We start from the raw sequence: 13,291 nt of genomic DNA, 5'->3' as shown, positions 1-13,291 counted from the left end.
AAAGGGTAAAACCCTTGGATGAGAGGCTTAGCTTAGGAGAAAGTTTTTAGGGGAGGACATCCCGAGGTTGGTGGAGGTAGAAAATTTTAGCGCCCTTGCAATTTCCCAGGGAATTTTGAGTTGGCGGACCCTTGTAGGAAGATGCCTTAGCTAGGAGAAAAAGTTTTTAGGGGAGGAGACTCCCGAATGTTGCTAATAGTATGAATAATTTAGCAGCCCTGTCCAAATCCCAAGGAAAATATGAAGTAGCAGAACCTTTGTATGTAGATGCTTTACCTATGAGAAAAAAGCTGTTAGGGGAGGAACATCCCTATGTTGCTAGTGCAGCTTTGGCGAAAGTAATCCACCAGATTTTTACAGAAACTTTCGTGACTAGCCACGACAATGTGTTTCAATGAAACTAACGGAAGAATCTCGAAGTTGATGTCCATGATAAAAGCATTGCCAATTAACCTCTCCAACCTACAGAAAACAGTACTCCAACAAATAGTGAGAGGGACAACAAACCCCTATCGCCTTGTTAGACGAGCCAAGCTAATCTTAGCCGCAGCATCAGGAGAGAGCAATAGTTCGATTAGTCGAAGATTAGAATTAGACCGAGTACAAGTGCGTCAGTGGCGATCGCGATGGTTTGAGGAGAGAGAAAAACTGAGTGCCGCCGAAGAACAACAGGTAACGGAGAAAGCATTAATGGTCTTGATCAAAGGAATTTTAAGCGATCGCCCAAGACCTGGAACAACAAAATCCTTTACGGTCGAACAAGTAGTCCAGATTGTAGCGATCGCTTGTGAAGAATGTGAAAAATCAGACAGACCAGTGAGCCATTGGACACCTTCAGAGTTGGCGGATGAAGCCATAAAAAGAGGAATTGTCGAAAAGATTTCCCCCCGTAGTGTGGGGCGTTTTTTAAAAAGAAGCGACATTACAACCACATCTCGTTCGTTACTGGTTAAATGCCAAAATTGATGATCCCTTAAAATTTAAAAAGCAAGTCAAATATATCTGTGAACTTCATCAAGAAGCTAAAACTTTGTTAGAACAAGGAATTCATTTAATTAGTACAGATGAAATGACAGGGATTCAAGCTCTTGAGAGATTATTTCCGAACAGAAGAATCAAGCCTAAACAAGTAGAAAAAATCGAATTTGAATATGAAAGACACGGAACTTTAAGCTTGATTGCGAACTGGGATGTGGCAAGAGGAAAAGTTGTTAGTCCCTCTATTGAACCGACAAGAACAGAACAAGATTTTTCTGAACATATCCAGAGAACGATTAAGATTGATGAAAAAGCAGAATGGATTTTTATTGTAGATAAACTCAACACTCATAAATCGGAAAGCTTAGTCAAATTAGTAGCAGAAAGCTGTGGAATTACTATTGATTTGGGGAGAAAAGGAAAGGAGGGGATTTTGCAATCTATGGACAGCAGAGCAGATTTTTTATCAGATGAATCTCATCGAATTCGCTTTGTTTATATTCCCAAACATACATCGTGGCTTAATCAAATTGAGTGTTGGTTTTCGATCTTAGTCCGGCGTTTACTCAAAAGAATTACTGTCCGTTCAACTGAAGAACTATCCCAAAAAATTCTCAATTTTATTGATTACTTTAATCAACATTTTGCTAAGCCGTTCGTTTGGAAATTTAAGGGCTTTAAAGATCATAAGTGACTGGTGGATTATTTTTGCTAAGCTGCACTAGTAGTATGAATAATTTAGCAGAACTATACAGAAAACAAGGAAAATATGAAGCAGCGGAACCTCTCTATGTAGATGCTTTAGCTATGTGGAAAAAGCTGTTAGGGGAGGAACATCCCGATGTTGCTCAGAGTATGAATAATTTAGCAGCACTGTACTATTCACAAGGAAAATATGAAGTAGCAGAACCTTTGTATGTAGATGCTTTAGCCATTAGTAAAAAGCTCTTAGGGGAGGAACATCCCGATGTTGCTAGTAGTATGAATAATTTAGCAGAACTATACAGAAAACAAGGAAAATATGAAGCAGCGGAACCTCTATATGTAGATGCTATAAAGATCTTAGAAACTGTCTTAGGTAATGAACATCCTTGGACTATTACAATACGAAATAATTATCAGATAATGCTTGATAAGATGAGTTAGGAGTTCGGGGTTAGGAGTTAGGAGTTCGGAGTGATAATTTTTTGTAGGGGTTTAACACTGTTAAACCGGCAAGATAGTTAAACTTTGTGATATGGTTAAATTTATACTTCAATGAACCAAAAAAATAAACTAACATGGAGTTTGAATGGGATAAACAGAAAGCAGAAAGTAACTGGCAAAAACATCGAGTTCGTTTTCGAGATGCAGTTACTGTATTACGATTAGATGAAATGGCAATTACAACTCTTGACGAACATCCAGAAGAAGAAAGATATGTCACAATAGGAATGAGTGCCATAGGACAACTTTTAGCCGTTGTCTATACCTATCGAGGTAACAGCATTAGAATTATCTCCGCTCGAAAAGCAACCAAAACAGAAACAGCAATTTATTTAGAATAAATATCATGAAAGATAATTATGACTTTTCCCAAGGAAAAAGAGGTGCAGTACAACCTATTCCTTCTCATCAAACAAAGCTAACGATTTTAATTGATAACGATATTTTAGAATGGTTTGGCCAACAAGTTGATCAAGCAGAAGGAGGAGATTATTTAACCCTAATTAATCACGCATTACGAGAGCATATACAACAAAAAACCTCTAACAAGAATCAAAAAATTAGGATTCAATGATGACATTCTTCTTATTAAGGTTTTAGGGGTTAACGGCCGTTAACCCCTACTTTAGGAAACTGGTATTATATCTATTTTAATTAGTATGGTTGTTGATGGAACTAATCATCTTTAGTAATAGTTGAAAGATGACTGGGGTGATATTCAAAGGACAGAGAACTATTTTTATTTTGTAGTAACAGAAGGCGTGAGGGGTAAAGTTGAATTTGCCAAGGTTGAGGCAAGTATTGCAACCTATTCCAGGTGTCTTTGAACACTTCAACTTGTAGGTGATAGTCGAAGGGACTACTAGGGGAAGAATTTAACTTGAGGTACAATGTCATTCTGTGTTGGGTTTCGCTGATGGTAGTCAGCCAAGCAGGAAAAATGTTCTCAGGAGAGCGAGTTTGTTGCTCTTTTAGCCCCGTAAAAATGAGGTGATGGGCACGTATACCTACGTGAGCTAAACCATCAGGGATAGGCTCGTTCACTCTTAGGGTACATCCCCAGTCAAGAGCAGTGATAGTATTCTCCGACTGAATGACGGCGCGAGAAAAGTTCTTACATCCGGTGAGTTGGGCGACTCGAAAATATTGGGGCGCATCAAATATGTCTTGTTTGGGCCCTTGGGCAATGATTTCTCCTTCGTCTAAAATCAAGAGGTTGGGACATATACGATAGGCTTCTTCTAGGTTATGGGAGACAAATAAGGTTGCCCCTGGAAAGTGAGTTAAACTGAGTCTGAGGAGTTTTTTTAATTGATCCCGTAAATAGGTGTCTAGGGCGGAAAATGGCTCGTCTAATAGCAAAATATCTGGCTCACTAGCTAAAGCTCTCGCTAAGGCCACCCTTTGCTGTTGTCCCCCTGATAATTCTTGAGGATAGCGATCGCCTAACCCGTGTAACTGTACCGCAAGCAGTTGTTTTTCTACCCGTTGACGGATGGCACGGGGTGAGAGGGTTTTGGGTAGGCCAAAAGCAATATTTTGAGCGACAGTGAGATGGGGAAACAGGGCATAGTTTTGGAATAAGAAACCCACACGGCGATCGCGGATTGGGACATTTATCCCTCTACGAGAATCAAATAAAACCCGACCATTGAGGATAATACAACCTTCATCGGGGGTTTCCAAACCAGCAATACAGCGTAAAATAAAGCTTTTCCCTGCTCCTGAACCTCCCAATAGCCCCAATGGTAATTGATTACTGGAAAAAGAAACATCTAAAGTAAATCCGGGTAATTTTTTCTGTATATCAACAATTAATTCAATAGGACTAGGTAAAACATTTGTACGGGTTGAGTCCCAGGTTAAGGGGGCGACAGGGTTATCCCAGGGGAGTAAGGTTTCATCTATCAGGGTTAGATGGCCTTGTTTGGACTGTTTTGCTCTCCGTTGATGGGGACGATGATCGTTCCAATAGTTGACCCCAACCACAATGCTTAAGGATAAAACTAACATAACGCTTACCCATAACATTGCCTCTGTCATGTCACCGCTTTCGGCAGCGAAAAAGATGGCAATGGGGACAGTTTGAGTTTTGCCTGGAATACTCCCTGCTAACATCAAGGTAGCCCCAAATTCCCCTAAAGCACGAGCAAAAGCTAATAATACTCCTGAAATAAGGCCAGGTCTCGCTAAAGGCAGTAAAATACGCCGAAATACCTGCCATTCTGTGGCTCCAAGGGTTCTAGCAGAAGCTAAAAGGTTGGTATCGATCTGCTGAAATGCTCCCAATGCGGTTTTGTACATCAAGGGGAAGGCTACAACTGTGGCGGCAATAACGGCAGCGTACCAGGTAAATATTACGGTAATATCAAATAATCTTAAAAATTTGCCAATTGGTCCGTATTTTCCTAGTAATAATAAGAGAAAAAAGCCTACAACCGTCGGCGGAAGTACCAAAGGGGCGGTTAAAATACCATCGATTAAGCCTTTGACTTTTCCCCGATATTTAAACATAGTCCGAGCGGCGATCGCCCCCAGAAAAAAGGCGATCGTAGTTGCCAAAGCTGCGGTTTTTAATGATATCCAAATCGGAGAAAAATCAAGAGTCATAATACTTCCTAATACCCATAATGTAGACAGAGTTATATTGAGAGGAATTCAGCAGATGAACTAACATAAATAGTTAAAATTTTAACTCCGAACCCCGAACCCCAAACTCCGAACTCATAATTCACTTTGTTTTTCTGACATAAATCGCTTTAGCGATAGACCGATCTAAAGCTATTCTTGTGCCATCAATTTTAACAACATAAGAAGGAAACTTTTGTTCTAGAGTAATAGATAGTCCTGGCATAATACCAATACCAATAAGTTTTCTCAGTAAATTTTCATCGCTTTTTCTGAACTGAGTAATAACGCCTTTTTCTTTTTCTTTCATCAAGTTTAAGGCTGAGGATTCTAGAGAAAATGTTTGAGCAAGCATGATTAAATAACCTCTAAAACGAGTAAAATCTTGTTCAATATATAGCCCATAGAGAAAGCAAAAATAATAACTAAACTACTTAGAGTAATAGTTGTTTTTAGTCCCCGTTCCCTGAGCATAAACCTAAACTGAGATAAGCAAGGAATAAATAGAGTTAATGTCACAGCAGAAACCACTAATTGTCTACCTTCTAACAATCCAGCGTGATGTAGATCGAACATTCTGGCTGCTCCATAGTCTCGCCGAAAAAAGCCATAAATAAACATACTTGAGGCTTGTTTTGGCAGTTCTAATTTGAGCATAATTGGTTCTAAACTATGGACTAACCAAGGCAGTAACCCAATTAAATTACCCAACCAAATAATAACGGAACCCAGAAGAAACAAAGGAATAACCTCACTTAAATACCAACGAATTCGATTATATGTTTTCGTTAGAGTAGAGCGAAGATGAGGCAAACGTAAGGGGGGAATTTCCATGTAAAAATAAGACCAACTTCCCGGCAATGCTTTGGCGGTTAAGGAACCAATAATAGCGAAAATAAAAGCAATACAAATAGCCCAAACTATCAAAGCCATAAAATTTTGGGAAAGTAGTCCAATAAAAATTCCCAGTTGTGCTGAACATGGAATAGCTAAAGCTAAGAGTAAAGAGATAATAAAACGTTCTCGTTTACTTTCCATAGTGCGGGTTACTAATGAACCAGCACTGCTACAATTTAAACCTAAAATTAAAGGAATGATGGAACGACCGGATAAACCAATCATTTTGAATAAATGGTCGATTAGCAGAGAAATTCTGGGTAAATAACCACTTTCTTCCAGAATAGAAAAAATCAAAAAGAATGTAGTAGTAATAGGTAAAATAATGGTAATAACATAACGCATTCCTAAAGTCAAAATTCCCTGCTCATTAGCCACTAAATCCTGCAAAATTGTCCAGGGCAATAACCGAGTAGCTATCCCGTCAATTAAAGGGTTAATTTGCTGTGTAAAAACAGATTGGAAGTAATTAACTAAAACTCCAGAACCAAAGCAACCGACAAACTTATAGATGCCCAAATAAATAACCACAAAAAGGATGGGAAAACCCGTAATAGGATTAACAGTTACGCGATGAAAAAATTCTTCGCTCTCCGTCGACTTTTTCCTAATTTTTACAATGGCTAATTCTTCGATTTTTTTGGCAGTGTGATGACGAGTTTTAGCTATGACTAAAACCAGAGGATCACTAAATTGAGCTTGAACGGATTCTACTACCATTTCAATAGCTTCAAATTTGGGTTCTTTTTGACGAACCTTTTGCCATAATAAGGGATCTTTTTGTAGTAATAAAAGAGCTAAAGAACGTTTGGATACTAATGGTTCGATGGCTGCTTTCACTACGTCATGATCGCTCTCTAGAAGGCACTCTATTTTAGTGATTCCTTCTTCAATAGCTGTAGGATAGCGCAGGAATGTGGACATAGTTAGCCATCTTAGCGGTTAAACTTTTGATGCCTCGTTGTTGAGCAGCAGATAAAGTGACAACAGGAATACCTAAGGATGCTTCTAATTGCTTTTCGTTTACCCATATTCCTAATTTTTCTGCTTCATCAATCATGTTGACAGCGACTAGAATAGGAACCTGAGTTTCCATTAGTTGAAATGTTAAATTTAACATTCGACTAAGACTTTTGGCATCAATGACATGAACAACTAAATCTAAAGGTTCTCGGAATAATAACTCCCGAGAAAATCGTTCTTCTTCTGTCATTGGAATTAGAGAATACATACCTGGTGTATCAATGATCGTGATAGTTTTACTCGCAATTTTGATATAATTACGAGAGGCTTCTACAGTGGTTCCAGGATAGTTAGAAACCGTGGTATATCCCCCGGTTAAAACATTAAAGAGAAGACTCTTACCCACGTTGGGAGAACCCACTAAGGCAATGGTTCCTTCAGAAATCACTTCTGGAGATTTCATCTTGAGAGGCTTTCGCCACAAATTCTGCCAAAAACTGTTAGAAGTTTGGGATTTATTTTGACAACTATCAGGACATTGATTACACTTCATCTGTCTTTTTTATACCTTGTTATTAGTGTAATTTTTTTTCTTATTTTAAACAGTAACTAGAGATACACAACTTGAATAATTATCTATTCTTTTTGAGACTTATTAATTAACAATTTTCTATATCATAGTTATTTTATTTTGTCATCATCTTTTTGGCTTAAACCAATGAGTATAATTAAGTATTAATCTAAGTCAGTTGTTACCTTGCTAGAGATCCAATAAAGTTCTAACCAAAGACGGGGATTTTCTGATTTAAGGGTTGATACTGGGTCGCGAATTAGTCTTTTAGCATCGAGAAAAACGATATCAATCATACCAAATGTCTTAGCAATCTTTCTCAATTCCTCTTGATAGGAAACAATTTCTTTTCCCGATCTTCCTACATAATATATGCCCAAATAATAGTAAGGTGGAGAAACAGGATTAAGGCAGCCATCAATAATTTTTAGATAACAATCATTCAATAGGGAGTTAATATAAGGATAAGAATAACTCACCAAATCTCGATATTTTTTGACTAATTTTTCACGTATCACGCCTACAATTCTCCCATTTCAAATTGTGCGACAAATCAGAAAACAAGGAAGCCTTAATACAATAATGTTTAACTTTTATACATTTCTTAAAGAAAACCCGATGATTAGTAATACAATCATCGATTGGGGAATCTGAAAATTGTAAAGCAACTTCATCCACGGGACAACTTTCCTTAATTTTGTCACAAAATTTTGGCTTAAGGCAAGAGAGTTTAACCGTTTTGTGATTCTTTTTAGATAATTCTAATTCGTGACCAAAAATGAACTCGCTATAATCGGCGACATTATCTAAACCCAAGAGATTGAGAACAATCTCCCCCATCATCCAAAATGCCGTTTTATAAATAAATTTTTTCCACCTTAAATTCATAGGAAACCTCGGAGAAAGCGATTTATTTTGTTGTTGAATAGTATCCATAAAATCTTTCCCTTGAAAGTTTGTATTAGGGATAGAAAGTCGTGGCATAAGCCACGACTTCCTCAGCGGATGGATGAGGAAAATAGGTCACAAGTTTATACCAAATTAGCTTCTTGGTGAGTTTTAATTGTGCAATCTGAACGAGGATAAGCAACACAAAGTAGTACCCATCCTTTTTCCAATTGTTCGTCATCCAAAAAGCTTTGATCTTCCTGATCAACTTCTCCTTCTACCATTCTACCAAGACAGCTAGAACAAGATCCTGCACGACAAGAAGAAGGTAACTCTTCAAGACCATCAGGATACTCAATCTGATCGTGGTTAATGGCATCTTCAAATGCTTCAAGGATGTACTCATCTTCTGGAACATCTAAGCTGATATCCAGTTGATTGATCTCCTCTTTTTTGCCTGTTTCTTTATTTTTCCTTTTGACAGTTTTGATGAGACGAACTTTGTAGGTTGCAGTCATAAGTGTTCTCCTTAAAAACAGGAAGGTTTACCATTAATTTTTTACCATTAATTTCTCCTCAAATAGAAGAAATAACCGTTAAAAATCAAAGCTTTTTTTAGCCACATCCTGTGGCTTGGCCACCGCAGTTTGCTGTAGCGAAAGATTTACCGCAGCCACAAGTCTGTGTTGCATTGGGGTTAGTAAAGGTGAAACCGCCTTGGGTTAAACTATCCACAAAATCAATGACCACACCATCTAATAAAGACACGCTATTAGGATCAACATAGATGAGGACATTATCTTGTTCAAAGCAAACATCTTCGTTGTTAGCTTCCTTAACTAAATTTAAGGCGTATTCGTAGCCATTACAGCCACCGGTTTTAACCCCAACACGGATACCAGTAAGGGCTTTTCCTTCTAGGAAATTCTGGAGTTTTGAAGAAGCTTTTTCAGTAAGAGTAACAGTCATGATTGAGAATGTAGAATTTAGAATATAGAATCTAGAATTGAACTATTGCTTACTTCTTAATCTTTAATTCCTCCTGCTTGGGGAGATAACTGCTTAACCGTTGTTTGGTAAAGTTACCGCATACGGGACAGTTAGGATCATGATAAGGACGACGTTTGGCAAAGGTGGCAGTACCTAAGTCCATGGTCAACAGTTGACCGGTTAAAGGTTCTCCGAGTCCGGTTAAAAGTTTGATACCTTCTAGGGCCGCTAAACAGGCCAAACTACCGGAAACTGCCCCTAACACTCCAAACCCCCAGCGATCCCATTCCGGGGTTTCTGGGAAAATGCAGGATAAACAGGGAGTTTCCCCAGGAATAACTGTGGTTAGATAAGCATCCATGCCACTCATGGCAGCTTCCACCATAGGAACCCCCCAACGAACACAAGCTTGGTTTAAGAGGTGGCGTTCCTTAAAGTCAAAGGCGCAGTCAAAAGCAATATTGGCCTGTTGTACCAAAGCGTCAATATTCTCTGCTGTGACAAACTCCGAAACCGCCTCTACTTCAATGTCTGGGTTGATGTTTAACAGGGTTTCCCTAGCTTTATACACCCTTGGTTGCCCCACCCAACTATTGGTCATCAATATCTGACGGTTGAGATCATCCAGACGCAAATCCCCTCCCCTAACTAAAATGATTTTACCCACCCCAGCAACCGCTAAGTAGAGAGCAACTGTACCACCAAGTCCACCTACTCCTGTTACTACAGCAGTGGAGTCCTTGAGGCGTTTTTGTCCTTCTTCGCCAAAACCAGGGAGTTGTATTTGTCTTGAATAACGTTCTCTTTCCGTTGGGGTGAAGTTCATGACGGCTTGGGGGTAAGGTTTGGGAAGAGTGTGGGAAGGGTGGGGAGTTTGGGAAGGGTGGGGAGTTTGGAGAGATATATTTAACTCCCGAACTCCGAACTCCGAACTCCGAACTCTTATTAAAGGGTTTCCGCTTCTTGGGCTAAGTCATCCAATAAAACCACGTTGTTGGGAACATCTTGGAAAACTTTAAAGAGTTTAGTTTCCAGGGGACTAGAGGTTTTAAATAGTTCGTAGGCTTCCTGGAAAGCTAATTTATACTTCTCTAATCTTTCACTTTCACTAAGATCGGGGAAGGCTTTATCGACTTGCTTGATAAGAATAGAGAACTGCTTAAGAATATGCAGACGGTTAACGTTAATAAAAGAAGGGTCATAACTAATATCAAAGAAATTTAGGTAGTCTTCGGTGTCGATGAGTTTGGTGAACTCAGCAAAGGTTCTTGGGGTATCAACAGTAATAGTCATTTTAGGGCTTCCTCCCAGTTTTTTAGTTTTTTCTTGAGGTGATCTAACTCGCTAAATATATCGTAAGTTCTTTGTGCCGTTTCCATGAGATCTTGGTAGTCCGTAGGTAGTCCTTCGGCTAGATCGTGCAAGTCCATCTTCATTTGTCCGGCTTTAGAATTTAGTTTACGAACCTTCTTTTTTAGGTCTGCAAATGCTTCTGGAGTAGGATTATTTTCGGTGGCTACTGTCATAATTTTTACCTCATGTTTGACTTAGAAGTTGAGGGAAAAATAACAATAAATTGCTTTTTATTTTCCCTTCTTGCTTACATTACAATTTAGAAACTTCAGGGAATCTCTGCACTAATTCAATGGCAGAATTCACTAATTTAGTTCCTTGATCATTTAACTTTTCTAAGGTATCAAAACCGAAGCGATGAGCATCTCGTAAACTGCGAGAAACCACCATTAATTTCCCACCCCATACTAAAGCCCAACCAAAACCTTCATGGTTTAAGTCAACAACAACTTGACACAATAATCCGGTTTCCTGTTCTATTAAGGCAGCGATGGCCCGAAAATAACAGATGATCCGTAATTGTGTGGTTGGGTCAATCTCTCCTTCTAGGGAAATTTCCCGTCTTTTCTTCTTAGGAATAACGTAAGGTGCAATAACAAGTTCATCCGTCCAAGTACGATACACACCAAAGCTATCGTAAGACCGAAGTTGCTGAACTAATGCTTTTAGAAAAGGACTGTCTGCAACTAAGAGAGTTGGTTGTTCTGAGTTGGTTGTTGTTGTTGCCATAATAACAATTATCCTGAGAATATTTCCGTTATCTATGAACAATTTTACACTATTTTGCTGTTAATTATTCATAGAATTTTTGCATTCAAATAATTAGTTTACAGTTAGCAATTTTCACTGTTCACTGTTCACTTCTTATTCATCCTCCTCGTCGTCGTCCAAAAAGTTGGGCGTTGGCTCGATTCCTGCTTCTTTTTGCAGAACTCTTCTTAACCAAGGAGGAGGATTTCCTTTTAATGTTTTTACTAATTGTGTCAGAATTTCGTCAATTTTTTCTGTTTCTGTCCTAGCTTTAATGGGAGTTACATTTTGACGAATTAAACGGGCTGCTGCACTACCACCAATAGCCGTTACATAGAGTAAAGTACAGCCGTCTAATGCTTCTAGTTTTGGTACTAATTTGTCTTCGTTTCCGTCTTCTTTTAAGTCGCCACCGAACTCTAAGGTATTGACAAAATCGAAGCCTTCGGGAGAGACATCATATAAGTCGATATTCTTCGCCCAACCAAAGTGGGCATTGACATGGACATTATCGCTAGTAGTAAATGCAACTTTCATGTTTTTCCTCTCAGATGAACAAAATTAGGGGAAACTTTGAGCGGTAAACCCGTTTTAGTGTAGAGCAACGGGACTATGTTTGGCTTCTTCTTCCATGAGAATATTGCCAACATCAAATAAAAACTTCATGGTGCCACGATAACCCACCAAACAGCGTTGGCCTAAACCCAAGCGATCGAACACAGGATAACCCATTCTATATAAGGGGGATTTCAGACGTTTAGCTAGGGAAATACCGTGAGAATTGGTAATAATTAAATCTGAACCTACTGCCAATTCTTCTAAGTCTTCTAAGTCGCCAATAGTAACGGTTTCTATGGGTAATTTTTCCAAAATTGGGGACTTAGTTGTAGTAACAGCAGCTTGGATATTTGCCCCCATTTCTGTCAATAACCAAGCGGTTTGGTACAGTAAATCAGGTTCCAAAGCTAAAGCAACTTTCTTACCTCCAAAATAGAAATGGGTGTCTAAAATAACATCCTGTAACTGACGGCGTTGCCGTTGTAAATGTGCTGGTACATTTGGCACAATGGGGAAGTGATGATCGCAACGGGCGGTTAAAATTTGGGACAGTTCCCATAACAAAGAATCAACCGCATCTAACCCAGCTAAACGAGGGAAAATTTTATATTTTGTGCCAAAACGTTCCTGTAAAATTGAGGCAGCTTTGGCCATACTTTCCCCGATGGCTAAAGTTAAACAAGAACGGTGTAACTGTTTTAATTGAGTTAAACTGGTTCCCCCAGTAGTCACCGTATGATAATCATCTTCTAAATGGCCATCCAAAGAACGAGATAAGTCAGGAATCATGATCGGAGTGATGCCAAACCCCTCAATAACAGCTTTGATCTCTTCTACATCTCCAGGAGACATATAGGAACCACATAACACCGTTACCTGGGGTTTCATGCCTACCATTGGCGGTTCATCATCGGCTACACTACTATAGTCAGCAGAGACTATTCCTTCTACGGCTGCCGCATAACCATCCTGTAAAGATCCCTTATAGTCAGGAGTAGACACAGAAATAACAGGAAAATTCTCTAACTCTGGGTGTTTTTCCCGAAAATACTTTAAAATACGAGGCATATCATCCCCTCTTGTTTCTGTTAACCCAGTGGTTAACAAACCAATGATTTGAGGATTATATTTTTCAAGAATAGTTAAGATCGCTTTTTCTATATTGTCTTCCCCACCCAAAATGGTACTAACTTCCGTCATCGCAGTGGTAGACAAAGGAATAGACTCACGAAAATGACGCACTAAGACAACCTTCGCAAAAGCAGTACATCCCTGAGAACCATGAAACAAAGGCATCATTTTCCGCAACCCCAAAAAGGCTAATGCTGCGCCTAATGGTTGACTCATTTTTAAAGGGTTGACTGATAGGGACTTGTGGGGGTTTAGTATTGTTGTCATTTTCTTGTTGAGGTAACGGGGTGACGGGGAGACGGGGGGACGGGGGGACGGGGTGACGGGGTGACGGGGGGACGGGGTGACGGGGAGACGGGGGGACGGGGTGACTGGGTG

The 13,291-nt window shown here is 39.3% G+C and carries 20 protein-coding genes; 6 read left to right on the top strand and 14 right to left on the bottom strand.

The annotated features are described in order from the left end of the window. Positions 1-200: 200 nt before the first annotated feature. The 6 genes from CWATDRAFT_RS15080 (at position 201) to CWATDRAFT_RS15055 (ending at position 2,758) form a co-directional block, all read left to right on the top strand. A complete protein-coding gene (locus CWATDRAFT_RS15080) occupies positions 201-398 on the top strand; it encodes a tetratricopeptide repeat protein (RefSeq protein ID WP_007305818.1) in 198 nt (65 codons plus the stop codon). Further along, positions 385-966: a helix-turn-helix domain-containing protein gene (locus CWATDRAFT_RS15075; RefSeq protein ID WP_007303150.1), complete on the top strand. Its 582-nt coding sequence runs from the start codon at positions 385-387 to the stop codon at positions 964-966. The genes CWATDRAFT_RS15080 and CWATDRAFT_RS15075 overlap by 14 nt, the downstream gene beginning before the upstream one ends. Positions 967-1,030: 64 nt before the next feature. Continuing rightward, a complete protein-coding gene (locus CWATDRAFT_RS15070; RefSeq protein ID WP_007305819.1) occupies positions 1,031-1,672 on the top strand; it encodes a transposase in 642 nt (213 codons plus the stop codon). 35 nt (positions 1,673-1,707) lie between these two features. After that, positions 1,708-2,124 carry a tetratricopeptide repeat protein gene (locus CWATDRAFT_RS15065; RefSeq protein ID WP_007305820.1) on the top strand — a complete coding sequence of 139 codons (417 nt, stop codon included), beginning with the start codon at positions 1,708-1,710 and terminating at the stop codon, positions 2,122-2,124. 134 nt (positions 2,125-2,258) lie between these two features. Beyond that, positions 2,259-2,525: a BrnT family toxin gene (locus CWATDRAFT_RS15060; RefSeq protein WP_007305821.1), complete on the top strand. Its 267-nt coding sequence runs from the start codon at positions 2,259-2,261 to the stop codon at positions 2,523-2,525. A gap of 5 nt (positions 2,526-2,530) precedes the next feature. Beyond that, on the top strand, positions 2,531-2,758 hold the full coding sequence (locus CWATDRAFT_RS15055) for a BrnA antitoxin family protein (RefSeq protein WP_007311051.1): 228 nt from the start codon (positions 2,531-2,533) through the stop codon (positions 2,756-2,758). A 101-nt stretch (positions 2,759-2,859) separates the two neighbouring features. Here the strand turns inward: CWATDRAFT_RS15055 and modB are convergent, their stop codons facing one another. The 14 genes from modB to nifN form a co-directional block, all read right to left on the bottom strand. Next, entirely contained in the window at positions 2,860-4,794 is a 1,935-nt protein-coding gene (gene modB / locus CWATDRAFT_RS15050; protein WP_007305817.1) for a molybdate ABC transporter permease subunit, read from the bottom strand. 121 nt (positions 4,795-4,915) lie between these two features. Next, entirely contained in the window at positions 4,916-5,122 is a 207-nt protein-coding gene (locus tag CWATDRAFT_RS15045; RefSeq protein ID WP_232287114.1) for a FeoA family protein, read from the bottom strand. Between the two features lie 47 nt (positions 5,123-5,169). Beyond that, complete coding sequence (locus CWATDRAFT_RS15040; RefSeq protein WP_007305815.1) at positions 5,170-6,633, bottom strand: nucleoside recognition domain-containing protein; 1,464 nt, start codon at positions 6,631-6,633, stop codon at positions 5,170-5,172. Next, positions 6,599-7,225 (bottom strand): FeoB small GTPase domain-containing protein, encoded by a 627-nt coding sequence (locus CWATDRAFT_RS15035; RefSeq protein WP_007305814.1) that lies wholly within the window; start codon positions 7,223-7,225, stop codon positions 6,599-6,601. The genes CWATDRAFT_RS15040 and CWATDRAFT_RS15035 overlap by 35 nt, the downstream gene beginning before the upstream one ends. A 182-nt stretch (positions 7,226-7,407) precedes the next feature. Continuing rightward, positions 7,408-7,761: a hypothetical protein gene (locus CWATDRAFT_RS15030; protein ID WP_007305813.1), complete on the bottom strand. Its 354-nt coding sequence runs from the start codon at positions 7,759-7,761 to the stop codon at positions 7,408-7,410. Further along, entirely contained in the window at positions 7,751-8,227 is a 477-nt protein-coding gene (locus tag CWATDRAFT_RS15025) for a hypothetical protein (RefSeq protein WP_232287113.1), read from the bottom strand. The genes CWATDRAFT_RS15030 and CWATDRAFT_RS15025 overlap by 11 nt, the downstream gene beginning before the upstream one ends. Before the next feature lie 47 nt (positions 8,228-8,274). Beyond that, entirely contained in the window at positions 8,275-8,649 is a 375-nt protein-coding gene (locus tag CWATDRAFT_RS15020) for a 2Fe-2S iron-sulfur cluster-binding protein (RefSeq protein WP_007305812.1), read from the bottom strand. A 97-nt stretch (positions 8,650-8,746) separates the two neighbouring features. Continuing rightward, a complete protein-coding gene (locus tag CWATDRAFT_RS15015) occupies positions 8,747-9,100 on the bottom strand; it encodes a HesB/IscA family protein (protein ID WP_007305811.1) in 354 nt (117 codons plus the stop codon). A gap of 49 nt (positions 9,101-9,149) precedes the next feature. Continuing rightward, positions 9,150-9,947, bottom strand: coding sequence for a HesA/MoeB/ThiF family protein (locus CWATDRAFT_RS15010; protein WP_007305810.1), 798 nt, complete (start codon positions 9,945-9,947; stop codon positions 9,150-9,152). A 119-nt stretch (positions 9,948-10,066) separates the two neighbouring features. Further along, a complete protein-coding gene (gene nifW, locus CWATDRAFT_RS15005; RefSeq protein ID WP_007305809.1) occupies positions 10,067-10,414 on the bottom strand; it encodes a nitrogenase-stabilizing/protective protein NifW in 348 nt (115 codons plus the stop codon). Next, positions 10,411-10,647, bottom strand: a complete 237-nt coding sequence (locus CWATDRAFT_RS15000; protein ID WP_007305808.1) for a CCE_0567 family metalloprotein — start codon at positions 10,645-10,647, stop codon at positions 10,411-10,413. Before CWATDRAFT_RS15000 ends, nifW begins: the two co-directional genes overlap by 4 nt. Positions 10,648-10,726: 79 nt before the next feature. Beyond that, positions 10,727-11,203 (bottom strand): NifX-associated nitrogen fixation protein, encoded by a 477-nt coding sequence (locus CWATDRAFT_RS14995; RefSeq protein WP_007305807.1) that lies wholly within the window; start codon positions 11,201-11,203, stop codon positions 10,727-10,729. A 135-nt stretch (positions 11,204-11,338) separates the two neighbouring features. Next, positions 11,339-11,761, bottom strand: a complete 423-nt coding sequence (nifX, locus tag CWATDRAFT_RS14990) for a nitrogen fixation protein NifX (RefSeq protein ID WP_007305806.1) — start codon at positions 11,759-11,761, stop codon at positions 11,339-11,341. A gap of 54 nt (positions 11,762-11,815) precedes the next feature. Next, entirely contained in the window at positions 11,816-13,180 is a 1,365-nt protein-coding gene (gene nifN, locus CWATDRAFT_RS14985; RefSeq protein WP_007305805.1) for a nitrogenase iron-molybdenum cofactor biosynthesis protein NifN, read from the bottom strand. Positions 13,181-13,291: the final 111 nt, after the last annotated feature.

It is taken from the genome of Crocosphaera watsonii WH 8501 (genome assembly GCF_000167195.1).
Classification (GTDB): Bacteria; Cyanobacteriota; Cyanobacteriia; order Cyanobacteriales; family Microcystaceae; genus Crocosphaera; species Crocosphaera watsonii.
This window is presented reverse-complemented; position numbering and strand designations above follow the sequence as displayed.

What these genes read in the sequence shown, in the direction of transcription:
- CWATDRAFT_RS15020 (WP_007305812.1), bottom strand. Translation starts at nt 8,649, where the DNA reads ATGACTGCAACCTACAAAGTTCGTCTCATCAAAACTGTCAAAAGGAAA.
- CWATDRAFT_RS15075 (WP_007303150.1), top strand. Translation starts at nt 385, where the DNA reads ATGTGTTTCAATGAAACTAACGGAAGAATCTCGAAGTTGATGTCCATG.
- nifN (WP_007305805.1), bottom strand. Translation starts at nt 13,180, where the DNA reads ATGACAACAATACTAAACCCCCACAAGTCCCTATCAGTCAACCCTTTA.
- nifW (WP_007305809.1), bottom strand. Translation starts at nt 10,414, where the DNA reads ATGACTATTACTGTTGATACCCCAAGAACCTTTGCTGAGTTCACCAAA.
- nifX (WP_007305806.1), bottom strand. Translation starts at nt 11,761, where the DNA reads ATGAAAGTTGCATTTACTACTAGCGATAATGTCCATGTCAATGCCCAC.
- CWATDRAFT_RS15065 (WP_007305820.1), top strand. Translation starts at nt 1,708, where the DNA reads ATGAATAATTTAGCAGAACTATACAGAAAACAAGGAAAATATGAAGCA.
- CWATDRAFT_RS15015 (WP_007305811.1), bottom strand. Translation starts at nt 9,100, where the DNA reads ATGACTGTTACTCTTACTGAAAAAGCTTCTTCAAAACTCCAGAATTTC.
- CWATDRAFT_RS14995 (WP_007305807.1), bottom strand. Translation starts at nt 11,203, where the DNA reads ATGGCAACAACAACAACCAACTCAGAACAACCAACTCTCTTAGTTGCA.
- CWATDRAFT_RS15040 (WP_007305815.1), bottom strand. Translation starts at nt 6,633, where the DNA reads ATGTCCACATTCCTGCGCTATCCTACAGCTATTGAAGAAGGAATCACT.
- CWATDRAFT_RS15035 (WP_007305814.1), bottom strand. Translation starts at nt 7,225, where the DNA reads ATGAAGTGTAATCAATGTCCTGATAGTTGTCAAAATAAATCCCAAACT.
- CWATDRAFT_RS15000 (WP_007305808.1), bottom strand. Translation starts at nt 10,647, where the DNA reads ATGACAGTAGCCACCGAAAATAATCCTACTCCAGAAGCATTTGCAGAC.
- CWATDRAFT_RS15025 (WP_232287113.1), bottom strand. Translation starts at nt 8,227, where the DNA reads ATGCCACGACTTTCTATCCCTAATACAAACTTTCAAGGGAAAGATTTT.
- CWATDRAFT_RS15080 (WP_007305818.1), top strand. Translation starts at nt 201, where the DNA reads ATGAATAATTTAGCAGCCCTGTCCAAATCCCAAGGAAAATATGAAGTA.
- CWATDRAFT_RS15055 (WP_007311051.1), top strand. Translation starts at nt 2,531, where the DNA reads ATGAAAGATAATTATGACTTTTCCCAAGGAAAAAGAGGTGCAGTACAA.
- modB (WP_007305817.1), bottom strand. Translation starts at nt 4,794, where the DNA reads ATGACTCTTGATTTTTCTCCGATTTGGATATCATTAAAAACCGCAGCT.
- CWATDRAFT_RS15060 (WP_007305821.1), top strand. Translation starts at nt 2,259, where the DNA reads ATGGAGTTTGAATGGGATAAACAGAAAGCAGAAAGTAACTGGCAAAAA.
- CWATDRAFT_RS15010 (WP_007305810.1), bottom strand. Translation starts at nt 9,947, where the DNA reads ATGAACTTCACCCCAACGGAAAGAGAACGTTATTCAAGACAAATACAA.
- CWATDRAFT_RS15045 (WP_232287114.1), bottom strand. Translation starts at nt 5,122, where the DNA reads ATGAAAGAAAAAGAAAAAGGCGTTATTACTCAGTTCAGAAAAAGCGAT.